Origin of the sequence: Streptomyces sp. NPDC085866 (assembly GCF_044541035.1) — a bacterium.
Classification (GTDB): domain Bacteria; phylum Actinomycetota; class Actinomycetes; order Streptomycetales; family Streptomycetaceae; genus Streptomyces.
Genome location: NZ_JBITSQ010000022.1, coordinates 98797 through 122543, shown reverse-complemented (window position 1 = coordinate 122543; position 23747 = coordinate 98797). Strand labels below are relative to the sequence as shown.

At 69.5% G+C, this 23747-nt stretch carries 16 protein-coding genes; 3 read left to right on the top strand and 13 right to left on the bottom strand.

The annotated features are described in order from the left end of the window. Window positions 1–288: 288 nt before the first annotated feature. Window positions 289–939, top strand: coding sequence for a DUF3223 domain-containing protein (locus tag ACIF83_RS40460; RefSeq protein ID WP_399734909.1), 651 nt, complete (start codon window positions 289–291; stop codon window positions 937–939). A gap of 52 nt (window positions 940–991) precedes the next feature. On the opposite strand, the gene ACIF83_RS40455 is transcribed toward ACIF83_RS40460, so the two are convergent. The 3 genes from ACIF83_RS40455 to ACIF83_RS40445 all read right to left on the bottom strand — a co-directional run bounded on the left by ACIF83_RS40455 (window position 992) and on the right by ACIF83_RS40445 (window position 5196). Then, a complete protein-coding gene (locus ACIF83_RS40455; RefSeq protein ID WP_399734906.1) occupies window positions 992–2290 on the bottom strand; it encodes a competence CoiA family protein in 1299 nt (432 codons plus the stop codon). A gap of 507 nt (window positions 2291–2797) precedes the next feature. Then, window positions 2798–3700 carry a hypothetical protein gene (locus ACIF83_RS40450; RefSeq protein ID WP_399734903.1) on the bottom strand — a complete coding sequence of 301 codons (903 nt, stop codon included), beginning with the start codon at window positions 3698–3700 and terminating at the stop codon, window positions 2798–2800. 125 nt (window positions 3701–3825) lie between these two features. Beyond that, window positions 3826–5196 (bottom strand): helix-turn-helix transcriptional regulator, encoded by a 1371-nt coding sequence (locus ACIF83_RS40445; protein WP_399734901.1) that lies wholly within the window; start codon window positions 5194–5196, stop codon window positions 3826–3828. Between the two features lie 286 nt (window positions 5197–5482). On the opposite strand from ACIF83_RS40445, the gene ACIF83_RS40440 reads away from it, so the two are divergent. After that, window positions 5483–6286 carry a hypothetical protein gene (locus ACIF83_RS40440; protein WP_399734898.1) on the top strand — a complete coding sequence of 268 codons (804 nt, stop codon included), beginning with the start codon at window positions 5483–5485 and terminating at the stop codon, window positions 6284–6286. Window positions 6287–6441: 155 nt separating this feature from the next. Here the strand turns inward: ACIF83_RS40440 and ACIF83_RS40435 are convergent, their stop codons facing one another. Continuing rightward, the gene (locus ACIF83_RS40435) at window positions 6442–6642 is read right to left on the bottom strand and encodes a hypothetical protein (protein WP_399734895.1); all 201 of its coding nucleotides are present in this window, start codon (window positions 6640–6642) and stop codon (window positions 6442–6444) included. A gap of 120 nt (window positions 6643–6762) precedes the next feature. On the opposite strand from ACIF83_RS40435, the gene ACIF83_RS40430 reads away from it, so the two are divergent. Then, complete coding sequence (locus ACIF83_RS40430) at window positions 6763–9156, top strand: hypothetical protein (RefSeq protein WP_399734892.1); 2394 nt, start codon at window positions 6763–6765, stop codon at window positions 9154–9156. 73 nt (window positions 9157–9229) lie between these two features. On the opposite strand, the gene ACIF83_RS40425 is transcribed toward ACIF83_RS40430, so the two are convergent. From ACIF83_RS40425 to ACIF83_RS40385, 9 genes are all read right to left on the bottom strand, one after another. Next, on the bottom strand, window positions 9230–11638 hold the full coding sequence (locus ACIF83_RS40425; RefSeq protein WP_399734889.1) for a Helicase associated domain protein: 2409 nt from the start codon (window positions 11636–11638) through the stop codon (window positions 9230–9232). Window positions 11639–11689: 51 nt separating this feature from the next. Beyond that, window positions 11690–12322 carry a hypothetical protein gene (locus ACIF83_RS40420; protein ID WP_399734887.1) on the bottom strand — a complete coding sequence of 211 codons (633 nt, stop codon included), beginning with the start codon at window positions 12320–12322 and terminating at the stop codon, window positions 11690–11692. Continuing rightward, window positions 12319–13242 (bottom strand): hypothetical protein, encoded by a 924-nt coding sequence (locus ACIF83_RS40415; protein ID WP_399734884.1) that lies wholly within the window; start codon window positions 13240–13242, stop codon window positions 12319–12321. The genes ACIF83_RS40420 and ACIF83_RS40415 overlap by 4 nt, the downstream gene beginning before the upstream one ends. A 43-nt stretch (window positions 13243–13285) precedes the next feature. Further along, complete coding sequence (locus ACIF83_RS40410; RefSeq protein WP_399734881.1) at window positions 13286–14434, bottom strand: nucleoid-associated protein; 1149 nt, start codon at window positions 14432–14434, stop codon at window positions 13286–13288. A gap of 769 nt (window positions 14435–15203) precedes the next feature. Then, window positions 15204–15761, bottom strand: coding sequence for a telomere-protecting terminal protein Tpg (gene tpg, locus ACIF83_RS40405; protein WP_393484811.1), 558 nt, complete (start codon window positions 15759–15761; stop codon window positions 15204–15206). A 9-nt stretch (window positions 15762–15770) separates the two neighbouring features. Further along, window positions 15771–17945: a telomere-associated protein Tap gene (tap, locus tag ACIF83_RS40400; protein ID WP_399734877.1), complete on the bottom strand. Its 2175-nt coding sequence runs from the start codon at window positions 17943–17945 to the stop codon at window positions 15771–15773. A 23-nt stretch (window positions 17946–17968) separates the two neighbouring features. Beyond that, the gene (locus ACIF83_RS40395) at window positions 17969–18277 is read right to left on the bottom strand and encodes a hypothetical protein (RefSeq protein WP_393484813.1); all 309 of its coding nucleotides are present in this window, start codon (window positions 18275–18277) and stop codon (window positions 17969–17971) included. Window positions 18278–18455: 178 nt separating this feature from the next. After that, window positions 18456–18722, bottom strand: coding sequence for a hypothetical protein (locus ACIF83_RS40390; protein ID WP_393484814.1), 267 nt, complete (start codon window positions 18720–18722; stop codon window positions 18456–18458). Between the two features lie 309 nt (window positions 18723–19031). After that, complete coding sequence (locus tag ACIF83_RS40385; protein ID WP_399734872.1) at window positions 19032–23636, bottom strand: tetratricopeptide repeat protein; 4605 nt, start codon at window positions 23634–23636, stop codon at window positions 19032–19034. Between the last annotated feature and the right edge of the window lie 111 nt (window positions 23637–23747).

Genomic DNA, 23747 nt, shown 5'->3' with positions numbered 1-23747 from the left:
CACTGGCACGGGCGGGGAGGCGCGCGGCGCTGCCCGGCGGCGCGCCGCGCACATCCCGTGGGGGCCGGTTTGCGAGGTGTCCGCACCTGTCCCCGGCAGAGGTCAGGTCTGCAGGCCGGTACACGGGGGTAGCGGCACACGGGGGTAGCGGCGCCGCAGCCCGACTTCCAGGGATGTATCCGGCAACTCGGCAGAAACGCTGGGTTATCTGAGGGATACTCGTGCACGAGCCCCCCCGGCTCTCAGCGGGCGCCTCGCAACGGCTATTGGTGGCACAGGAGTTGAGACATGCCGGAATTCCGGATCGGTCATCGCCGGTACCCCACGAAGCAGGCGGCCGGGGACGCCGTCCGTGCGGTGCTCTACGGGTACGAGGTGGGAAGCACGGTGGACCGGCCGGCAGATCACCTGCTCCTGCTGGACCTTCTCGACCTGCACGAAGAAGCCCCGGACAAGATCGGTTCGGGTGTGGACTCCTTCGTCATCGCCCCGCCCTTGCGTGGCCCCCATCCGGGCTTCGCGGTCGTCCGCACGGACGGCACCCGCATCGACTTCTCCTACCTGGCGTGCCTGAAGCCGCCCACCTACCGCCAACAGGTCTCCAGCGCGATGTGCGCCGAGGTCGAGGACCAGGTGAGCGCCTATTTCACCGCCCGGGTGGCGGCGGGCTCCCTCGTGTCGGACCAGTCCGGCGCACCGCTCGACTACGGCGACACCCACGTCAGCTACTTCCGCGGACCGACCTTCGCCGAGATCGCCGCCACCTTCGCCGCGGCGGTCGGCGGCTGGGACGCGATCGCGCTGAACTCCTCCGCAGACCAGGGCATCGGCACGTTCACCGACCGCGCCCTCGCCGAGCGGTGGCGCAGCCACCACGCTGAACACGCCGTGCTCGGCCTGCTGTCGTCGCAGGAGAACTTGCGCCGGCCGCGCGCATGACGGCCGCACCCGTCCCACCGTCCGGCCGCGCCGGACCGGGCATCGCACCTGTCTACGCGTCCCTGGAGAGGCAGAGGTTCGTGATCCGGGCCCGCGGCGACATCACTCCAGCCAGCTGACGGGCTTCCTGCTCATCACGCACCACGAGGTGCTGGAACTCCAGCTGCGGGGAGAGGCAGACGAGTTCGGGGCACGGACGCACGATCCCGTACAGGGCGCGCAGCCGCCCCGTCGTGAAGAGCGGAATGCCGTATGCGAAGCTCTCGGACACCTGCGGCCTCTCGGGGATCTCCACCCGTACCTCTTCGTCGTCCCAGGCCCGTTCGGCGACCGCAGCGAACAGCTCGGCACGCTGCCGTGTTGGCACGTCCTGCCACCACGCCCGTGCCACCTCCACCGCCCGACCAGCCAGCTCCTGTAGCTTCGCGGCCTCCTGCTCGCGCTGCCGCCGCCATGCCTGCTCCAAGCGCCGCTGCTCCTGTGCCTGGGCGCGGAGGATCTCTTCGTCTTCGGGAGTCGGCACGAGCTGACTCTGTCGGCGCCGCTTCAGTTGCTGCATGCGCTGGAATTCTTGCTGCTGGCGTGCGGCGCGGCGGTCCGCGGCCTCCCGGCGGGCTCTGTCGGCTCGTTCGGCCTGCTCCTGGCGTCTGCGGTCGTGCTCGCTTTGCGCGCGCTCGGACTGGGCGGAGGTCCACCACAGGTGACGCTGCACGTAGTGGCCGCCGGAGCCCCGTGGTGCGGACGTGTAGTGCGGCAGGCTGGCGACGGGGGTGACGCTGCCGGACAGCACCCATCTCACGAACCGCCCCAGGTCCTGCGGTTTGAACACCCAGGTCCCGGCGGCGGCGTCGAATCCTCCCAGTCCGTCGACCACCCTCCAACACTGCCCGTGCTGGTCGGGGGCGCTGACCTGTACGGCCGGGACCACGTCGATCCACGAGGGTGCCTGGGGGCCCGGGGACACCCAGCACACGCCGATGCCATCGGCTGCGTAGCGGGCGGTGTGGGCCAGGATGTCCCGGTCGGTGATCGGTGAGAGCTGCGCTTCCCAGGCGATGCGCCTGCTGCCGTCGGGGGAGGACGCCATCACGTCCGCGCGCCATGCGCCGTCACCTCCCGCCACCTCGAGGGCGGCGTGCCATCCGGCGCTGCGGACCGCCGAGGCCAGCTCGAGCTTGAGCATGTGGTGTTCCCACGATTCGCCGCCCAGTTCGCAGGTGCCGTCGCGGCCCGGGTCGTGGCAGAAGAACCGCACCCCTTGCGGGGAGTGCTTGGCATGCACGGCCCACCCGCATCCGGGGCAGGCCAGGGGAACGCGGGGCCGCACCTTGTAGACCTGGGCCCAGCTCATCGCGCACCCGAGATCAGGCTGGGTGGCATCCAGTCGGCCGGCATCAGGGTGCAGCGCGGTGAACGGCACGGGCTCGTGCCCCCCCGGGAATCTGGCGCGCAGCGCGGTGAATCCGTCGCAACAGCAGATAGCACGCGCTGCTGACACACCGGGCTGAACTGCAGATATCCGATGCCCTCCCGGAGCCGTCGAGCGCCTGAACCGTGCCGGCGCGGTCGCACCACACTGGCACCGTGCCCTCGGAGGCGGTGACCCCTGAGAGGGTGCCTCGGGCACGCCCCCTACGCACCCGGGCCACGCTAGACCCCGCATTCGATCTGCGCGCCGTCTGGGTGCGGGCCCGCACCGACACCCGCCTCGCCGTCGCGCTCGCCCGTCCTGCCCCGGCCGCTCACCCGGCTCGAACCATCCCTGCCCGCCCTCAAAGGCCGCCGCGCGCGCCGAGGCGCGGAAGGGAGGGTGACGGGGTTGGCCGCCCGAGGCCCCGGCTCTGGGTGCCAGAAGGCATCACTCGTCGTCCATGATCGAACGGAGGTGTTCGGTGAATGCCTCGTCCTCTGCGGCGCCCGGAGTGCGCGCGTAGGTGCACACCAGGCACTGGCCGTAAGCGACTTGGCCGAAGATCGGGTCGAGGCCCTCCACGCAGAACGTTTCGTGCCCGCAGACGGGGCAGGTGTCGAGGTCGTGTCCGTCCGGGTTGTGCTTCGGGTGGTAGGCGTTGGGGTTGGCCACGTTCTCGGCGCGTCGGGTGGCTTCTTCCTCCCCGATGCGTTCGAGGCACTCGCCGGCTCGTTTCTGGGAGGCCACGTCCTCTGCCTGCGCGATCCGCTGGATCCGGTCCTGCTGCTCCTCCCCCATGACGCCGAGGCTTGGGTGGCCGTCGAGGGCCAGCAGGGCCTCGACGTGGCGATGCTGCAGAGCTCCGGCGCCGCGGCCGTGGCGGGCCGCTTGACTGGCTTCGATCCCGTTCTGGAGGGTGCGCACATCGATCCGGGTGTGTGACGACAAACAAGGCCCCGCCTGGAACAGCGAGTTCGTGTCGCCCTGGGGGATGTCCGGCATCGGATGCTCGTCAGGCACGCAGACGATGCCGTCCGTGGCTGGGATGCGCTCTTCGATCACCTTGAGCAGCGCGCTGGCCGACAGGACCCGTCCCTTGCGGTCCACCTCCTTCCCCGGCCACTCGGAAGCGACGATCGCAGCCAGCCCGTTGGACAGCGCCTGGTCGAAGACGCCCTCCCGGCCCGCCATAAGCGGAGCGAAGGGGTCATCACCTGTCGGGGCCGGAGCGGCGAAAGGATCAGCTTCCTCAGGATCGGCGGGGACCGCATCGTCTCGCCGTGTCTCGCGCAACTCCGCGGCCAGCACAACGGCGCACCGGGCAAATTCCTCAGCTCGCTGATCCCTCATGGACAGCCATGGTGCCGTGCGCCACGCGACTCAGGTAGGCCCCCCGGGGGGGGGCCGAGCAGGGCCGCCTCGAGGCGGAGCCGCTGTGCTGGCTTGCGCACCGGTCCCGGCGTCCGCTGGTGGTCTCAGCTCTCCCTCGGCACGAGGCGGGAGAAGAACTCCTTCGCTGCCTGTGTGTCGAGGTCCCCGTTCGTGATCGCGGACCGCCGAAGCGCTTCGCCGGACACCTGAGCGGGGATGCCGAGCTGCTTGTCCGCCTCGCTCATGACCTCGCCGAGGTACCACTGGGCCGAGGTCGGGAAGTGCTGGATGAACCAGCTAATCATCTTCGCCAGGGGCAGCGACAGGATGAGGTCGAAGCCCTTCAGCTCACCGCCCCGGCGTTTGGCGGTGCCCAGCGAGGTGGCGAAGTCCTCCAGGACGGCGTGGCGGATGGTCGGTCCGAGGGCGTCGGTGGGGATGATCTGCCGGAGGCTGTCGGCGACTTCGAAGGCGAGCTGGTCGGCGACCTCCCGCACGCTCGGCTCGTTGCGGTGACGCAGAGCCCAGCGCTTGCGGGTGTCGGGGCGCTTCCACAGCAGGCGGAAGAAGGTCTCGCTGAGCCGGTCGCGGATCTGGGCGGCCCCCGGGGCGAGACGGTGGCGGTCGCCGGCCGACATGGCCTCCTTCAGCCCCTCGGAGGAGCGGCGGCGGGCTTCGGCCCAGTCTTCGGCGACCGGGCGGGACCACTGGGCGCGGCCGCCGACGGTCGCCTGGGGCAGGGGGACGTCGTTCTCGCCGCGGGAGATGTAGCCGCGCAGGGTGGAGGCCGTGATGCCGCCCAGTGCGGCCATCTCGGGCACGCCGAGCAGCCGGTCCCCGGCGAGTTCGGGACTGGCCAGGTCGACGACGCACCGCTCCAGCGGCAGGGGGTCGTCCTGCTTCTGGTGGCGCTGCGCCCACCGGGTCAGGTCGTCGATCCAGTTCTCCGGCTTGTCGGTGGCCGGATCGAAGGTGGCGACCTTGTGCAGGTGGGCGCGGTCGGGGTGGGCGTGACCGTCGAGGAGGTCGGCGGCGTGGACGGTGGCGGTGGCGCGTGCCGTGTGGCGTGCGTAGTCCTCGGTGACCGGGTCCCAGATCTGGCCGGGCCGGTACCAGGTGTCACCGTCCCACCAGTAGCCGCCGGCCCGGAACATGAGCGGCGCGCCGGACCAGTAGGTGTGCAAGCTTGCGGTGTCCTCGTCGCGGAGGAGGAGGACGGTGCGGCCGTGCTCGGGGTGGTGGCGCACGGCCCAGCCCAGGTGGTGGGCGATGGGGTCGGTGGTGAAGGCCAGCCAGCCTCCCTCGTGGGAGGTGTCGCAGCGGCCCCACATGCCTTCGCCCCTGTTGCGGCCGACCGCCTCGATGGCTTCGGGGCCGTCGTCGAGCGGCAGGTGCGAGTCGTCGACGAACGGCAGACCCGGAACCGGGTGGTCCGTCCGCAGCCCGTTCGCGAGCGGGCGAATGTCGTAGACCAACGTGCTCCCCCTCCTCAACTCAAGTGCTGTACTTAGCTACAGCACTATTGATGCCCAGTAATACACGACTGGAAAGTGGATCGGCACAGCGATTTCGAGACAGATTTTCGCAGCGGCGATACAGACGTCCGTCGAACAGAGCCGGCGCTTTCGAACGCTGGACACCCGGACGCCGCGGACCGCGGGACAGGGCCCGCCAGCCCAGCGCAGGGGCCGTATCTTCTAGTCCTTGCCCCGCGCGAGCCAGTGCAGGGGGCACAGGTGGGAGCAGGATTGGGGGCGGGCTATGAGCAGACAGGACCAGGCGGATGCGGTGTACCGGGAGATGGCCAAGCGTCTGCTGCCCGATGAGGCTCTGCGGGCGCTGGCCCGGTGGTGGAGCGAGAACGCTGCAAGGCTCCCCGACAAGACGCCCGGCGCGCACACGGTCCGCTACACGCCCAGCCGGTGGGCTCAGATCACGCCCTGGCCCTCAGCCCTGGCCTCGACCTCGTGCGACGGTGACGCCGCAGTGAGCCGGGCGCAGGTGACATCGATCGTCACGGACGCACTGCGGCGCGAAGCCTTCACAGAGGCCCTCGTGGCCACCTATGTGTGGGGAAAAGGCAAGGCCGGTTCCCCCGGCGGCAGCGGACCGGCCACGCTGCGAAGGATCCTGGCCGCCGACAGCCTGGAAGCGGCGCTGGCCGGTGCGGTCACCGCACTGAGCGAGCACAGCTCAACAGCCGCCTACGCGGCACTCCGCGGCCGCACTCCCTGGCTCGGGCCGTCGTTCTTCACCAAGTTCCTCTACTTCGCCGGCAAGGCAGTGCCGCCGATGAGCGGCCCCAAGCCGCTCATCCTCGACCGTGTTCTAGCTCAACGAATGCGGTCCCTGGCCTCAACGGTCGGCCGTGAAACGGGCCACGACCCCGACGGCTCGATCGCCCGCTGGGTCTGGAGGGACCAGGACTGGTCACCCCACCGCTACCAGGTCTACCTCTCGTTCATGCACGCCGCAGCCCACCAGGCGGCGTCCACCGACGGCTGGCCGTCCGACGCCTCACTCGACCTGCTCGAATACGCACTGTTCAACACCGGATCAATGTGAGCATCCGGGCCCGCACACTGCAGCATTGAAAGCCTCACGGGCCCGCTGCCCGTACACCCGGCGCGCAGAGACCTTACGCCAGACGCCAGACGCCGGCTGCCGGCTGCCGGCTGCCGGCCGAGAGTGCCACGCATGGTGCGACGACGCCGGCCGACTCACCCAAGGAGCTGGGCGAGGGCTCCGGTGACGGCGGCGGCGAGGGTGAGGACGGCGGCGAACGTGCTGGCAGCGCGCATGAGGACGGAGGGGTACGTAGCACCGTCGATGCGGGCAAGTGCGCCTGCCGCTGCTGCGACGAGAAGTGCGAACACGACGACAAGGGCGGCGGCGAGCAGGACGATGGCAATGCGGTTCACGGCAATCTCCCCGTAGCGGTTCGGTTGTTGACGTGACCGAAGGTCGCGGAAGCGGTGTGCGCCGTGGTCCAGCCGGACAATGATGAACACTGTTGAACACACGTAGGGCCGGGGGCGCAAGTGGGCGGGGAAACCGATGAGCGTGAGGCGGCGCTCACCGAGCTACGCAAGCGGCTGGTCGACGCCCTATCCCACGCGGGGCTGACCAAGGTTCAGCTCGCGGCCCGGATGGGACGGTCGCGCACGACCGTTCAGGCGGCTTTCCAGACCGGCGGCCCTGTTCCGTCCGGCGCGACGGTGGCGGCGCTGGCCGGCAAGCTGGGCCTGTCGGCCGAGCAGAAGCGGGAGCTGCTGGAGCTGCGCCGGGCCGCGGCAGGCGAGACGGCCGGTCCTGTGCGTGTGCGGGACGAAGGGCTCGGCAAGCCGATCGAGCAGTGGGATCCTCACGACTTGGAAGTCCATCCCGCCGGAACCCGTATTACTGCAGCTGGCGCGGGCGCCCGAGAGCAACGGGCGCTGTCCGGCTACGTGCGCCGCGCCCACGACCGCGCGCTGGCCGACACGGTGGGCGAAGCGGCCGAGGGGCGCAGTCGGATGCTGATGCTGGTCGGATCGTCCTCGACCGGCAAGACGCGGGCGTGCTGGGAGGCCGTCCAGCCGCTCGCGGCCCAGGGGTGGCGGCTGTGGCACCCCTACGATCCGACCCGGGCCGAGGCCGCGCTCGCCGACCTCGACCGGGTGGGGTCCCGCACGGTGGTGTGGCTCAACGAGGCCCAGCACTACCTCGGCCACCCCCAGGCCGGCGAGCGCATCGCGGCCGCACTGCGCACTCTGCTCACCCACACCGACCGCGGGCCGGTCCTCGTCCTGGGCACCTTGTGGCCCGAGTACGCCGACGCCTACACGCGCCTGGCCGCCCCCGGGGGGTCTGACCCGCACAGCCAGGTCCGCGAGTTTCTGACCGGGCGCACCGTCACCGTCCCCGACGTTTTCGACGAGGAGGCGCTTCAGGCCGCCTCCGTCCTGGCGCGGGACGGCGACCCGATCATGGCGGGCGCCCTCTCCCGCGCCCGATCTCATGGACGCATCACCCAGGACCTCGCCGGTGCACCGGAACTCGTGCGCCGCTACGAGCAGGGCACCCCACCCGTCAGAGCCCTGCTTGAGGCCGCGATGGACGCCCGCCGCCTCGGTGTCGGACTTCACCTCCCCCAGGCCTTCCTCATCGACGCCGCCACCGACTACCTCACTGACGACGACTACGACCACCTCACCGAAGACTGGGCCGAAGCAGCCTTCGCTGCCCTCGCCCGCCCCGTCCACGGCAGACAAGCCCCCCTACGCCGCGCCACGACCCGCCCCTCGCGACACCCCCCGGGCACTCCGGCACCGACCAGGACGCCCGCCGCGGTGTCAGGACCGGTCTTCCGCCTCGCGGACTACCTCGAACAACACGGCCGCATGACACGCCAAAGGTTCTGCCCGCCCGCCTCCTTCTGGCACGCAGCCCACGCCCATCTCACCGACCCTGACGAACTCACCAGGCTAGCCCGCGCCGCCGACGACCGGCAGCGCCTGCAGTGGGCCCACCACCTCTGGTGCAAGCTCGCACCCCACAACCCGGATGCCCTGCTGGGGATTGCGGCAGTACGGAACACCATCGGGGACCATGAGGGCGCCGAAACCCTGGCCCGATATGCCGCCGACGCCGGTCACCCGGAAGCCCTGACCTACCTGGCACAAACGCGGGAACAGGCCGGGAATCGGGAGGGCGCCGAAACCCTGGCCCGATATGCCGCCGACGCCGGTCACCCGAGAGCCCTGACCTACCTGGCGCTGATGCGAGAGCAGGCCGGAGACCCGAAGAGCGCCGAAACCCTCTACCGGCAGGCCGCCGACGCCGGCGACGCCCGTGCCCTTAGTGGCTTAGCTCGGATGCGGGAGCAGCCTGCAGACCCAAACGGCGCCGAAACCCTGGCCGACCTGGCACGGCTCCGGGAACTGACCGGGGATCCGGAGGCCGCCGAAGCCCTGGCCTGGCAGGCCGCCGCCACTGGGGACATGGGTGCCTTCTGTGATCTGACGCGGATGCGGGAACAGGCCGGAAACCCCCAGAGCGCCGAAGACCTGGCCCGGCAGGCCGCCGACTCCTGCTACCCAGATGCCCTGTTCGACCTGGCGCACATGCGGGAACAGGCCGGAGACCCGAAGAGCGCCGAGAAGCTGGCCCGGCAGGCCGCTGACGTCGGCTACCCGGAAGCCCTGGCCGACCTGGCGCACATGCGGGAACAGGCCGGAGACACCCAGAGCGCTGAAACCCTCTACCGGCAGGCCGCCGACGCCGGCTACCCGGAAGCCCTGGCCGACCTAGCACACATGCGGGAACAGGCCGGAGACACCCAGAGCGCTGAAACCCTCTACCGGCAGGCCGCCGACGCCGGCGTTCGCTGCGATGCAAGGCGGTGGCCGTACGGGCTGGACCCGGACGGTTCCCCCACCCCTCGATGGTTGTGAGCGGGGCTCGCCCCACGGGCGTTACTGCCCCACTGTGGCACCGGCCCCAGTCTAGGTCTCCGAGGGCCCCGGCTTACACCAGGACGACGGGAACGGCATCCTCGGCCGTCCAGTCCCCCTCGAACAGGGCGGCAACCAAGCGTACGTGATCGTCGGGGAGCTGGCCGGCGCGGTGCTTGGTGCGGGCCTTGGCGAGCCAGGCACCGAGTTTGACGGTGTCGCCGTCGACGCGGATGCTCTCGCGGGCGGCGGGGACGCGGCCTTCGCGGTGCAGGAAGAGTTCCAGGAGCTGGACGGTCTCCTCGAAGGTGCGGCGGGCGCGGCGGACGGGGGCGAGGGGGTTGGTGTCGGGGGTGAGGTCGAGGGCGGTCATCAGCTGCTGCTGGCCGGGGGTGAGGGCCAGCCAGGTGGTGAGCTGGCGGTGCAGCCAGGAGCCGATCTTCACCCCGGCCAGGACGGTGTCGCGGGTGAGGGCGGCGGGGTCGGCGCCGGTGGTGAGGTGGGCGCGCAGCAGGTGGTATTTGCGGTGCCAGTCCGCGCCGTGCGGGAGGCGCCAGTCGGCGGCGAGGGCGGTGAGCGCGTCCGCGCGGGCGGTGTCGAGTTCGTTCTTGGCGGCGAGGTGGCGTTGTTCGGCGAGCCAGGCGCCGACGGGGGTGGTGGCGGGGGCGGCGAGGTGGCCGTGGGCGCGGTGGTAGTCGGCTGCGGCGGCCAGGCGGGAGCGCCAGGCGGACTCGTGCTTGTCCCAGATCATGCCCAGCGCGTCGAGTTCGGCGATCCACTCGGCTTCGAGGCGGCCGGCTTTCGCGGCGTCGCGCATGGTGGTGATGAAAGTGCCCAGCCGGTAGCCAGCGGGGTCGGTGTAGTCGGCGGGGACGTCGAGGTGGCCGTGTTCGTCGCGGTAGGACTGGGCGGCGGCAAGGCCGAGGCGGCGGGAGCGGGAGACACCTTGGTCGCGGGGGTCGAAGGAGGTCAGGTCCATCGCTTGGGCGATGCGTTCGGGGTGAACGGTGAAGTCGAAGTGCCAGCGGCGTTCGATGACCTGGCTGGTCTCGCGTGGGAGGCGGTTGGCCTTGTCGGGGAGGCGTTCGAGGATGCGGTGGTCGTGGCTGGCCAGCGCTGTGGCGATGGCCCAGACGGGTTCGTAGGCGGTGCCGAGGATGTTCTCGGGGTCGGCGCCGGGCGGGATGTAGACGGGGACGATCAGCGAGGCCGTCTTGCCCGAGACATCGAGGCGCAGGGCGCGGCCGAGGGCCTGGACGCAGCGGATGACGCTGCGGGTGGGGTCGGCGAAGACGACGGCGTCGACGCTGGGGATGTCGACGCCTTCGGCGATTAGGCGGGCGTTGGCCAGGATCGCGCTGTCGGTGGCGGCGAAGGCGGCGAAGATGCCGGAGCGTTGTTCGGGGGTGTGCTCGCCGTGGGCGAAGAACAGCTTGGGGGGTGTGTCTGGGCACAGGTCGGGGGCGGTTTTGCGGAGCAGGCGCAGGGTGTGGCCGAGTTCGCGGGTGAAGCGCTGGGCGTCGCTGACGAGGTTGAAGTAGACCAGAATGCGGCGTAGTTGGTGCTTGGTCATGGCGCGCAGGACGGCCAGGTGCAGGGCGGTGGTGCGCAGCGCGTCCTCGGTGGCGCGTTGTCCGGTGACGGCGCTCAGATTGAGGCGGTCGCGCAGCTCGGTGTCGGTGACGGTGGGCACCACGATGCGGTAGTCGGCGGACATGCCGTCCGCGATCGCCTGCGCCAGGGGGTATTCGAAGACTTTCTTGCCGTAGGTGGCCTCGTTGTCCATGCTGTTCGCCAGCGCCTCCGAGCCGGGTTGCTCGGCGCTGGCGCGGCGGCCGGGCCGGGAGGGGGCGGCGGACTCGGCCAGGTCGGGTGCAGCGAAGATCCGCGGTGTGGCGGTCATGTAGAGGCGGCGGTCGGCGCGGATGCGGTGCGCGTCGTTGACCATGGCCCACTTCTTGTCCGTGCGGCCGGCGATGCGGTGGGCCTCGTCCATGACCGCCAGGTCGAAGGGGGGTACGTCGAGTGCTGTGTGGTGGGTGTTCTCGACCTTGTCGAGCGAGTCGTAGGTGCAGATCACGGTCAGCGCCGGGATCTGGTTTTCGCCGGGGCCGACGGATGCCAGCAGCAGGGCCAGGGTGCCGACCTGCGCAGTCGAGGTGACGTGGGCCGCGACCAGGTCGTCACGGCCGGAGGCGTCCATGGAGGAGACGATCACCATGTGTTCGCTGCGGGCGTCGGCACGCCACGCCAGCGCGGTCTGTGCGGCCAGGTCCAGAGTGGGCACCACGAACAGCACCAGACGCGCCCCCAGGGCGTCCGTGACGCGGGAGGCGACCACGGTCTTGCCCGTACCGGTCGCCGAGACGTACAGAGCGCGGCTGCCCGGCCGGCGCAAATGCCTGGCGGTGCGCTGGAGGCCCTGCTGCTGGTGCGGAAAGAGGCTGATGCGTTCAGGACCCAGAGGAGTGGGGCTAGTCATGGTTGCTGGCGGTCCGTGTTCTGCTCTTGTGCTTGCTGTGAGTAAAGCAGCTCAATCTGCCGCCGCGGGGGTGGTGGGCGTGCTGTTCGTCTGCGGAGGCAGGGACGCGGTGAGGCCAGCGGTCTGCTGGGCGAGCTTTCGGTAGCCGGTGGCCGTGATGGTGTGCCAGGACAGGTAGAAGCCTGCGGTCAGGAGCAGGCCGAGAGCTGTGGCCAGGGCAAGGAGCAGGGAGCGGTGCTCGATGTCGTAGCGCAGGAGAGCCAGGTCGCTGGCGACAGTGAGCAGGGCGGTGTTGAGAATCCAGCCGCGGCAGATCCTCATCCGGGAACGGGCGTAGTCAGCCAGCGCGATCAGGGCGGGCAAGGTGGCCAGGTTCAGGCGGGCCTGGGCGTAAGCGCTATCGGAGGGGAAGGAGACTTTGCGCAGGCGTCGGCGGATGGGGGCGAGGGCTTTGTCGACAGCCCGGTCGACGAGTATGCCCAGCGCGTAGGCGGCAGCAAGACACGCTCCGGCGGCTGGCGTTGAGCCTGCCAGCGGTGCTGCCTTGGCTGCGGTCTGTGGTCCTGCAGCTGCCACAGCCAGCAGGGCAAGGCCTGTCATGAAGCCGATGCCTACGACCAGCACTTCTATGAACATGGCCGTGGCGGCGGCGAGGGCGGGGGGCTCCGACTGCGCTGCGCTCACCGGCGAACTCTCCAGATCCGGGCCAAGTCGTCGAGCCATCGGTCTTCCAAACTGCCCTCCCAGGTCTCCTGCAGGTCGTAGCGGGCGTTGGCCAGCCTCTCAAATATGATCAAGCTCTCGGGTTGACTGACCAACAGGTAGCGGCCGTGTTCGAGGAACTGTTCGCTGGCGGGCCCGTACTCCTCGTAGACGCTCTCGAGGCGGGAACGTTGCTGCTCGGCGAACTCCACCAGCCGGTCGGCGTAGTCCGGGTCTTCTCCGATGGAATCGACGAGTACGTCGACGACGTCTTGTGACAGTTCCCGGTCGTAGGGGTGAAGGCTGAAGGTTTGGTAGATGCGCTCGGCCTCGGCGAGGAGACGGTTGTTGCGGCTGAAGTCGGGGTGCTCGTCCAACGCTTTGACCCCCCGTTCGACCTCCGAGTCGTACAGCTCTACTAGGGCGATCAAACGGTACAGCGAGCGTCTGACATCGGAGGGGATGTCGGTGGTGACCCCTGGCTTATACATCAGCGAGTGCGACATGCGCGCCCATACGTCCGCGGCTTCGGTGCGGATCTGCACCTCACACTCGTAGGGCATGCCGTCTGGGTCCATCTCTTCCCCGCGGGGGCGGATCTGAACGTGCAGCCGCGGGTACTCGAGGCGCTCTTCGAAGCCGGGCTTGTTGCGGTCATCTTCGATGCGAACGACGGTGAAGTTGCTGGTGACCATCTCCAGCGCACGGTCCAGCAGTGACGAGTACGGAACGACGATGCGGATGCCCGCTTTGTCGGTGATCTCTTTCCAGGGGTCGGTGTAGGGCTTGTGGTAGGCCTTCTTGATGAAGCTGCTGATCTCTTTTGCCCGTGCGGAGACCTGGCAGTCCAGGTGAAGGCGGGCAGCCTTGCGGCGCATGTAGGCGGCGGTCAGCTCGGCCATCGCCCGGATACGAGGCCGCTCCTCGCGGTAGCGGTGATACGCCTCAGTTACGGTCAGCGGCACTGTCATCAACAACGAGCTCTGCCTGGGTGGCCTCGTCGGTGGCCTGTTCGCCAGTACGGCGCGCCTTACCCTGCCCGAAGCTGCGAGTCGAGGTCATGACGCCAATCACGGTCAGACGCATCCGGCCGTCCTCCAGGTCGACGACCTTGACCGTCTCGTTGTCTACGGCCTCGAGCGGCGCAACCAGAAACGCTCCATTGTCGAACTCGACGCGCATCTTGCGCAGCTTCGGTTCGACAAGCTCCAAGTCCTTGTCGAAGGTCTGCTCGGGCAGCTCGTTCTCCCGGAGGAACTCCGCAAAGTCGTCCCGGTGCGGCGGCTGCAGACGGGTTTTGATGAAGGCGTCTGGGTCCAGCACCGGTGTCGGGCTCTGCAGTTCGACGAGCAGCGCCATGAGGTAGGTGATCCGTGTGTCAGCGTCGGAGAAGCGGGAGTTGATCCAGTCCACGGCGGCGTCGTGGAAGCGGAGGGTGACCTCGCGAGGCTCGTTCTTGAGCTGACACCCTAGGAACTTTTCCCGGAAGAACTTGGCCAGGGCTTTGCCCGTCATCTGCTTGTCGGCGGCCCAGCCCTCCATGGCATCCTCGCTGAGGCCAGCGGCCGAGAACAAGGCGACCTTGTAGACGCGGGACGCCTCAGTGAACAGAAGGTTCGCAAAGTATTGGACATCGAAGGTGCGCAGGCCTTCTTCCGTGACGATTTCCGTGGCCTGCATCCCGGTTTCACGTTCCAGCTTGACCATCAGCAGCGTCTTGAAGCCGTCGAGCTTCGCGGATGCCACTAGCAGCAACCCGTCGGAGCTTGAGCCAGGCTGGCTGGTGTGCAGCAGCTGCGCAATCTCCTTCGAAGTGTCCACAAGATCCGCCCGGCCCTCGAGGTATGCGCGGATCTGTTCCGGCAGCACGGCCTTCAGTTCGGGGTCTACGACAACCTCGCGCCCACGGTTGACGAGGACGTCGCTCAGCTTGAGCTGGAGCTCAACGCGAACCGTGTGCGTCAGACTGCAGACGGCTTCGCTCAACTGCACTTTGGCGGGGACGAGGTCGGACTTCATCTTGCGCGGGATCGAGTGCACGATCGCCTGCTCGATGATCAGATTCGCGAAATCAGTCCGCATTCCGGCCCCCACGCAAACACCCCGATACTTTACTGACGTAAATAAGCTGGGTTTTCCGCGACCTCTGCACCACACGCCCCAGACAGAGACTCACGACTGCGACAACGCGTAACTCATCGCCAGCACACCCAGGATGACCCCGCGTTCATCGTAGCGGAACGTAGTTCCATGGGGGGCGGATGCGGCAAGACCGCACGAGCGGTGCGATTGGCGTGCATACAAACGGATGACTGAAATTCATGCACTCACATTTCACAAGCATGTTCGAATATCGAGGCTCGGGCGCCCCGGGTCACGGAGTCGCGCAGGCATCTCGAGGCGAGCAGGAGCGACATGAAACCCAAATGTCCATGCGTGGCTGCGCGTTCGAGCCTCGTGCAGCGGAGCAATCGAACATCACTGCGCCGATATGGCAGCTGGACGGGCTGAAGTGATGGCCACGTTGGATCGCTGCGAGCGGTTCGACGTAGCGCCGCCCTGAGCGCGGGTCGTCGGTGTCATGGCCGTAAACCCTGCCGCGCAGCAGCTGCTCATCGTCGCTGTCCATGCGGTCCAGCCTCACCTCGAAAACCTTCTACGAGCGCAAGAGAACCGAGGGTAAGAGCCACAAGCAGGCAATCCTCGCCCTCGCCCGTCACCGCCTCAATGTGCTGTGGGCCCTCATCCGGGGCCAACGTCACTGGACAGTCGAGCCACTCTGGAGAGGCCGCAGCTTGACAACGACGATTGGGAATCAGTCACACAGGCGCTGCCGTGAACCTGAACCTGCGGGCTTCCGTCCTTACAGGTCGAACTCGACGTGCTCGATGTCGGTGAAGCGGACCTCTTCCAGGCTGCCGGCGCGGCGGCCGTTGTCCTGGAAGTACACGTCCTTGAGTGCTTCGGCGGTGATCTGCTGGAGCTGCTGGTCGGTGGCGCCCTGCTGCTGGGCGTCGAAGAGGCGGGCGGCGTAGCGGGGTGGCAGGGCGACGGTCAGGTGCCGGAGGCGGGCGTCGTCGGTGGTGCCGATCGGGGCGGTGTAGCCGATCCGGGCGCGGGTGTCGATGACGATGCCGTCGGTGGTCGCCGCCTTCTGGCGGGCCTTGGCGCGGATCTGCGGCTGCCACCGCTTCTTCACCTCGGACTCCAGGCGGGCGGCGAGGTCCGGGCGCGGTCTTTTGATCTGGTCCTTGACGTAGCGTTCGACGGTGCGCTGGGAGATCCGCAGCATCTGGGCCACAGCCCTGGTGCCCTTGAGCTGCTTGACCAGGTAGCGCATCTGCGCAGGCGCGGTCTTGGGCGCCGGGCGGGTGAACGCCCGCTGCACCGCGGCTTCCAGGCCGTCCCCGAACACACTCATCGTCCTCTCCTACTCTCCGTTGTCGATGTCGGTGACGGTGCCGTCCTTGATGTAGCGGGCGAGGTTGAGTTCCGGGGCGTTGAACCGGTCACGGACCTCTTCGCCCCACAGGACGCTCTGGGTGCCCTCGTGCTTGACCAGGCCCGGGTTGATGCCGAGTTTGAAGCCGCCGGGCAGTGGCTTGCCGTCCCGGTAGGGCAGGAAGTCCAGCGGCGAGGTGCCGGTGGCCGCGTACACGACGCAGTCGGAGAGGATCGCGATAGGGTACTGCCCGGTGAACGCCGCGTGCTTGACGATCTTGCGGTGGAGGTTGATCCGGGTGCGGGAGATGACTGCCGCGCGGATGTCCGGCCGCCAGGTCGGGCGGGCAAGGGCCCGCCACCGTTCGCCCGGCCGCCAGCCCTCACCCCGGGGACGCTCGCGCAGCTTGCCCAGCCCGCCCTTGACCGTCGCCTTGATCGCCGAGACGACGATCGCCAGCTGAGGGTCGCGTTCCTGGTAGCCGTCCATCGCCGCCAGGAAGTCGGCCGGCGACAGGTCCGCGTCCACGCCGAGGTCGGCCATCGTGGCGAGGTAGGCATCACGCAGCCGGTTGTACCAGCCGTCCAGGTAGCGGCCACTCTCGTTGCGCACCCACCCTTCGATCGGCCGTACCTCGTAGCCGAGCTCCACCGCATACGCCACCGTCGGTGTCGCGTACCAAGCCGGGCCTTCCGGGCGCTCGCCCTTCGGCGTGAACGGGCTGGGCAGCAGACTGGCGTCCAGCTCCGCCCACGTGTCCTTGGCAACCTTCACCCTCGACAGGTCGACGTGGGACAAGTCCACCAGCCACGAGCCGGGCAGCTTCGCATCGAACACCGGCGCCTTGACGTGCATCGGTGCGCCGAGGCCGACGACCAGGCCGTTGGCGCCGGCGGCGAAGGCCATGTTCACGTCGATGCCGACCAGATGCCGCAGGGTGCACTCGGCATCCGTCATCGGCCGCGCCCAGTCGTACGCCTCCTCGAACAGCTTCTCGCCGGGGCCACGGACATGGAAGCGCGGCAGGTCCGCCAGGAGCGGGTGTCCGTCCGGGGCCTCGCACGGCGCGCAGTCCACCGGGTCCTTGCCCAGCGAGCCGGGATTGTGCTCGGAAGTCCGCTTGCCGTCGGCGTCGGGCTCGGAGGCGCGGGTCGGCGGGTGCAGAGCAGTCATCAGCTCCAGTCCGGTGACAGCCGTGGAGCCGCGCGGCGTCATCACCCGGGACGCGTACGTCCCGAGCAACTGGGCGAGTTCCGCCGGTGGCAGCTGGGCGGCGTCGCCCCAGTGGCGGGAGTCGAGCGCGCGCCAGGACGGGATGCACAGCTGGACGCAGGCCCGCTCCGAGCCCTGCGCGGGGCGGTAGATCCGCGCCCACGGCCCGAACCCGCGCTTCGTCAGCAGCCAGTTGGCGCGCCCCAGCTGCTTGATGACCTGGTGACCCTCCGGCAGCCGCCCGGCCACACGCTCCTGCTGTGTGAGCGTGACAGGCAGGCCGTAACGCTCCAACGCAGCCTCGGTCAACACCAGCAGTGGATCGGCATCCTTACCCGAACCGGACAACTTCGACTGACCAAGCTTCGCTTCCTTCAGGGTCCAGTCCACCAAAGCCGGAATCGACTTCGCCGGCACATCCAGCACCAGACCTCCGACGCCATACGCCACGACCTGGCCGTCGTCTTCGACATCGACGACCAACAGCGGACCGTTCACAAACCGCGGATCAACAGCAGCCTTGGCCGCCGTGCCTGCCGCAGCAGCTTTCGGCGCTCCCGGGCGGCGCGAGGCCGATACGCGCCGTGGTGTCGAGTGCGTGTCCGCAAAACGCTCGGGGCGAACGGTCGGCGCGGCGGCAGGGGGCTGCGCACAAGCCGATACCGGTGGCGCGACGGGCGACGCCGGCGGGGCGGGATAGCGCTGGGCGAGGCCCTTGAGGAGGTGCCAGTAGGCCTGGAGCCGTTCGGGTTTCGGTTCGGCGCGGCCGTCCTCCCAGGCCTGGATGCTGGGCAGGCGTACACCGAGGGCCTGGGCGACGGCGGCCTGGGTCAAGCCGGCTGCCTCGCGCAGGCGCACGCGTTCGGCCGGCGGAGGCAGAACGAGGCCGCCGTCGACCGCGGCGAGGAGTGCCTCGACAGCGGCGAGCGGGTCAGAGGACTGGTTGCTCATGGAAGGTTCTCTCATGCCCGCTGTCACCGGATGCCCTGGCGGATCTCTTCGAGGCGGGTCATCAGCCGCTGGTAGCGCTGGGAGGCGGCTTGAGAGGATTTCAAGCCCTGGTGGCGGGCGATCTGCCGCCACTCCATACCCCGGCGCCGGGCCTCGATGACCACCTGCGTCTCCAGCCGGTCCACCGCGGTCCGCATGCCCTCGAACAGGGCCAGAGCCGCAGCCACTTCATCGTCCGACACACCCCGCTCCCCCGCGCCCTCACTCTGGGCGAGGCCGGCCAGCAGCCTGTCCAGCAGCGCGGTATCCCGCTGAAGCCCCTGCGTGGCCACACCATCAGTCCCAGAGAGGCCGGCCAAGCCGACCAAACGGCTACGCGGTTCAAACTGAGGATCCGACATGACACCACACTATCCCAACGAAGCAATGAAACAACGTTCCGTTGTTTCATTGCCCATCACGGTGCTGCGCGTGCCGAGTACCGCGGAAGTCACCGCTGCAAGCGGGCGGCTACCGGCTCGGATGGTTGGGCGGATGCAGTTGGAGCATCTCGGCGTAGTCGTCGACGACGCTGTGGTCGCAGTGGCGCAGCAGGTGGGCCAGAGCGTCGTCGAGTCCGGCATGGTGTACGAGCGTCATGTCCGCCAGGGTGCTGAGGTGCAGGTGGACCAGGTCCGCCCACAGACCGACACCCATCCTGTGCCCGCGCAGCACAGTGATCTGGCATCGGGGCCGTCGGCGCAGGGCGGTCAACACCATGCGTTCCTGTTCAGCCATGGGCCAAAGCCCCCCGCCCCGTACACGGCTGGTGTCCCGGCCCAGGGCGTGCAGGATGTCCTGCCACACGAGACGGCCACCCGGAGCGACGGTGGGGTGAACCACGAAACGTCCGGCTACCGGATCACGGGCGGCCAGCGGCGGGCGCGTGAAGCGCACGGCGTCGCCGGGGTCCAGCACCACAGTGACGGGTGGGCGCGCGAGCGTGCGCAGCCCAGTCTGAGCACGAGGCTGCCCGACACCTCTTCGAGGTCCGACTTGATTCTGAACGGGTTGCTGCTGCTCTGTTCGGCCTCGTGACAGCGAAGGTCACGGCGGCGGAGGCGGGATTGCGCTCCGGTGGGCGGTGGGGGCGGGCGTGGCGAGGCGGCTGAGCAGTGCGCGGGATCGTCGGGCCGTGGTCCTGGCCTCCGCGGTGCGCCCCGTGGCGTCGAGAGCGAGCGCCAGCACGCTCATCGTCTCCGCCAGCTCGGTCATGTGTGTTCCGGGGGCACGGGCGGCCAGGCGACGGCGTACGGCGAACGCTCGGCGTGCCATGCGCAGGGCCTCATGGTGGCGGCCCGCTGCCTTGAGGGCCAGGGCCAGTACGTGCAGCGCGGCACCGAGTGCGATGCGGTGCTGCGACGCGTCGTCCTGCGGGGGCGCCACGGGCGCGGTGAGTGATCTGAGCACGCCGCGGGCCAGTCCGAGCGCCCGGGGCCATGAGCCGGTTTCCAGCAACGCCCAGGCCAGTGAGGTCAGGGCTTCGTCCAGATCGAGACGATCGCCGCCCCGACCGGAGATCGCCTCACCTGCTGCTTCCTTCGCGCACAGCTGTACCAGGTGCTGGCAGGCGTCCACCGCCGCTTCGGGGCGCCCGGCGGCCGACTGTGCGGCGGCGTACAGGTGCAGCGCCTGGCAGTACCCGTCCTCGCGACCTTCGGCGGGGAGTCCCTGCTGGTCCTCGTGGTATCGGACAGCCTCCTCGGCGGCGGCCAGCGCCTCGGTGTCGCCCGCCTGGTGCAGCACTGCGGCCAGTTGTACGAGGAGTGCGCCCTCGCTCACCTGCTCGTCCTCCTCCTCGGCCCCGTCGTTCTCGTCGTTCTCGTCCTCGACCACGCTCTCGCACACGCCCCGTCGCAGGGCGAGGGCCTCACGCACGGCGTCGACGGCCTCGGACGGTCGCCCCGCGTTGCACAGCGAGTCGGCGAGACGCGACAGATCCTGGGCCAGGGAGAGGCGGTGGTCGGCGTCTTCGGGGTCGGAGTCCAAGAGCTGGCGGCGCAGATCGACCATTTGCCGTACGCAGTCCGTCGTCTCCTCGTGACGGCCCAGTTCCTCGAACGCCGAGATCCGGTGCCCCAGGAGTTCGCGCAGGGCGTCGAACCGCTCGGGACGGTCCCCCGCCGATGGCAGGCTGCACAGGAGCAACGCCTGCTCGGTCCGTGTCAGGATCTCCGACCAGCGGCTCCACCGATGCAGGTAAAACATCAGGTTCCCCGCAACGCGGACGAACTCGTCGACGAAGGCTCCGGGTTCCTCGGCCACCGCGGCCGCGAACCTGTCGTACGCCTCCGTCGCCGTGGCCAGGGCGGCCTCAGTGTCTCCTGAGTCGAACAACGCGTAGGACTGGAGATCGAGCACACGGGCCAGCTCCGGTCCGTGTGCGGCGGGCAGCCGGTCGGCGAGGGGACGCAGGACGGCGACCGATTCGCCGAAGGCGCGCAGCCCCTCGTAGTACTGCCCGACGTCGGCGAGGGCGTCGCCGAGTGCGGCGCGGGCGACGGCCAGGGCGGAACCGTGGACACCCGGGGTCGACTCCTCGGTCTCTTCGTAGATCGCGACGGCATCGCTCAGCAGGTCGACCGCCTGCTCCGGAACATAGGGGGAAAGCGCGATCAGTGCGTTGGCGAACGACGGTGCCGCGGTCGGGTCGTGTTCGACCAGGGGCCGCAGCAGTTCCACGGCTTCCTCAGCCGACGCCCGCGCCCTGTCCTCGTCCCCGTGGTCGTCGAAGACGGCCGTGGCGTCGGACAGTCGCTCGGCCAGGTCCTGCGTGAAGCGGTCCGGGTCATGTGCGACGAGGCGCCGGGACTCGGTCAGGCACTCCTCGACCGTGTCCACCGCCTCTGCGAACAGGCCGGCTGTACGGAGGAGTTCGGCGAGGGAACCGAGAACCTCCGGCATGCGTGAACGGTACTGGTCCGGCCACCGAGCGGCGAGGTCACGGTAGAGGTCCCTGGCTCTGCGGGCATCGGCCGTCGCCGCCCCGAACTGCCCGAGCGCACCGTGGATCCGGATGAGGTTGTACTCGGACAGGGCGACATCGGGGAGTTGGGCCGGATCGTCACAGGCGAGATCGTGGTGGAGGTCACGGGCGGTGAGCGCCCCTTCCAGCGCTTCGTCGAGCCGGTCCGCGTCGGCGAGTCGGTTCGCATGGTTGTTCCAGGCCATCGCAAGATCGGCTGTGTACGTGTCGGGATCCCGCGACGCCAGGTCCTCGTAGTGCCGCAGCACATCCTGGGAGAGCGACAGCGCTTCTGCACCGGACCGATCCTGGTCGGCCACCAGGGACAGGGTGTTCAGGGCCAGTCCGAGGCCGCTCTCGGCTCCCGGCCAGCCGTGCGCGGTGAGGATGTGCCACAGGGCGACGGACTTCTCGGCAGCGGTGCGGGCCGCCGGGATCCGCCCGATCTCGACCAGCCGCACGGCATGACGGTGCAGCCGCCGTGCCTGTTCGGCCGACGCCTCGTGAGGGTCCTGCGTCGTGAGTCCCGGTGGTTGTCGGACCAGCAGGCCCGAGAGGTCCGCCGCCCATTCGTCGAGGACCAGCGTGGGCAGCGGAACCGCGTCGTACAGCCGCTGTCCAAGTGATCCGCACCCGTCCACGGTGCTCCTGATCTCCTCCAGTACGGCGGCCAGGGCCTGCCGGAGTGGGGCCGGGTTCTCCACCGCGACGACGGCGTTGACGGCGCGCAGGGCGAGTGGATCGGGGTGGGCGGTGACGACGGTCCGGAGTGGTTCGGTAATGTGAGGCTGGTGGGGCTGGGCCCGGGACAGCAGGTGGAAGGCGGCCGAGGTCTGGCGTTCGGTCGCGGTGGGCAACAGGCGGCCCAGCAAATCGGGATCCTCCGCGATGACGCCGCCCAGGAGATGTTCACCCAGCCGGTCGGGCTGGAGCGGACCCCAGTGGTCGTCGTCGGACGGATAGAGGCTGGACAGCCAACGTCCGCAGCGCACGGGGTCCGGCAGCGGCGTCCGGGGTTCCTCGGTGAGGCCGGTCGGCCGGAGCCTGCCGAGGACGGCCAGGGCCTGCTGCTCGTCCTCGGCCGGGCAGAGTGTCGCCGCGGCGACCATACGGCGGTACTCGAAGAGCGGTAGGTCGCCGATGCCGTGGCTGTGCGCGGTGCGCCTCCAGACCTTCTGCTCGTGACGGAGGAGGACCGCCTCGTGGCGTTCACCGTTCGTGACGCGCACCGGGTCCACAGCCTGCAACAGGGCTACAAGGACGGCCATCTGGAGGTTGAGGGCACCGGAGTATCGGTCCTCGGTGACGGACGGTGGCACCGCTGCGCGTCTCGCCTGCCGTGCCTTCGGCCCCGGGTACAGGGTGGTCAGTCCGTCCCCGAGGTCGGCCATGGCGTCGCGAACGGCGGTGGCACGAAGTGCGGCGGTGGGCTCCAGGGGAGGCAGCGGGCGTACGGCGGTGTCGCACGGGAAATGCACGTGCTCCCGGAGTCGGCTCCACCACTGGCCGGCCTTGCGGGCCAGGAACAGGAGCCGCACCGGATGGCAGCGAGCCGGGACGGACGGGCCGAAGACATCGAGAAGGACGTCCGTCTGTGCCCGGCGGGTCTCGGCGTAGTCCACGACGAGCAGCAAGGGAGTGTCGAGCGTGACCAGGCGGGACAGTGCCCGGTTGTCGGCGCGTTCGGCCAGGAAACCGGCCGTCCAGCCGGCTTCCTCGGCCTCGCGGACCGCTTCCAGGCCCACCCTCGTCTTGCCCTGGCCACCTGGGCCGGTGAGCAGGAGCACCGAGTCGCCGGCATCGGAGTGCCGCCAGTCCGCGAGGTCGCGGAGGGTGTCCTCGCGGCCGTGGAAGCGGACCGCGGCCGCTTCCGGCCTGAGCAGTGAGATGGGGGAGAGCGCCGGACGCCCGGTCGGTCGGTGCAGCACCCCCGAGAGTTCGGCCGGCTGAGGGCGCACCGCTTGGAGACCCAGCAGTTCGCGGGCTTCGGGATCCTCCCACAGCGGTGCCGTCTCCTCGATCTCAACGCCGCCGAGTGCGTCGGCGCGCACCACGATCCCCACGAGCAGGCCGTCGCACATGACGGCCGCACCCGACATGCCGTCCCAGCGTGTCCTCCTCTTCTCGTTCGTCCCCGCGGCTCCGTCGGGCAGTGGCGGCACGGGACGGGCGACGTGGACGACGTGCCGTGATCCGAGGGCATCCGAGGAGACGACCGTGCCGCTGATGTGGGCGGTGTCCCGCATCACGGTGGCCAGTCGTGGGCCGCCCCGGTCCTCGTACACCCTGAGGCCCGCGGGGAAGCCGGTGGCCTCGATCCGTGCAGAACAGGGCCGGGTGGCCAGCCGTCCCCAGCGCACCGGTGGCAGGGCGGACACGGCGGGCGACCCGGCCTCGTCCTCGACGCGCAGCACGGCGAAGTCCCTTGGTCTGCGGTGTCCTCGACCCTCGGGCGCGTCCCGGTCCGAGTAGCGGCGCAGCAGCACTCGGCAGCGCAGCCACGGACCGGTCCCGCCGGGGCGGATCCACACCTCACCGTTACCGGGTGCGGGCACGGTGTGCGCGGCCGTGATCACCAGCCCGTCGTGCAGCAGATATCCGGACCCGGCGTTGTGGGTTCGTGCACCGGGCCGCAGCGACGCTAGTTCGACCACACGCGGGTCCGCCGCCACGGCACGCTCACTCATCCGCTCTCCCACCTCGTCGGCTCCACGCACGCCCCGGCGGCACATCCTGACAGAACGTGCGGGACAGTGTGACGGGGCGCTTCCGGTGGGTAACGATGGGGTTGACCGACG

Coding starts and splice junctions, on each gene's coding strand:
- ACIF83_RS40460 (WP_399734909.1), top strand. CDS start 289: ATGCCGGAATTCCGGATCGGTCATCGCCGGTACCCCACGAAGCAGGCG.
- ACIF83_RS40455 (WP_399734906.1), bottom strand. CDS start 2,290: ATGAGCTGGGCCCAGGTCTACAAGGTGCGGCCCCGCGTTCCCCTGGCC.
- ACIF83_RS40450 (WP_399734903.1), bottom strand. CDS start 3,700: ATGAGGGATCAGCGAGCTGAGGAATTTGCCCGGTGCGCCGTTGTGCTG.
- ACIF83_RS40440 (WP_399734898.1), top strand. CDS start 5,483: ATGAGCAGACAGGACCAGGCGGATGCGGTGTACCGGGAGATGGCCAAG.
- ACIF83_RS40425 (WP_399734889.1), bottom strand. CDS start 11,638: ATGACTAGCCCCACTCCTCTGGGTCCTGAACGCATCAGCCTCTTTCCG.
- ACIF83_RS40415 (WP_399734884.1), bottom strand. CDS start 13,242: ATGGCCGAGCTGACCGCCGCCTACATGCGCCGCAAGGCTGCCCGCCTT.
- tpg (WP_393484811.1), bottom strand. CDS start 15,761: ATGAGTGTGTTCGGGGACGGCCTGGAAGCCGCGGTGCAGCGGGCGTTC.
- tap (WP_399734877.1), bottom strand. CDS start 17,945: ATGAGCAACCAGTCCTCTGACCCGCTCGCCGCTGTCGAGGCACTCCTC.
- ACIF83_RS40390 (WP_393484814.1), bottom strand. CDS start 18,722: ATGGCTGAACAGGAACGCATGGTGTTGACCGCCCTGCGCCGACGGCCC.
- ACIF83_RS40385 (WP_399734872.1), bottom strand. CDS start 23,636: ATGAGTGAGCGTGCCGTGGCGGCGGACCCGCGTGTGGTCGAACTAGCG.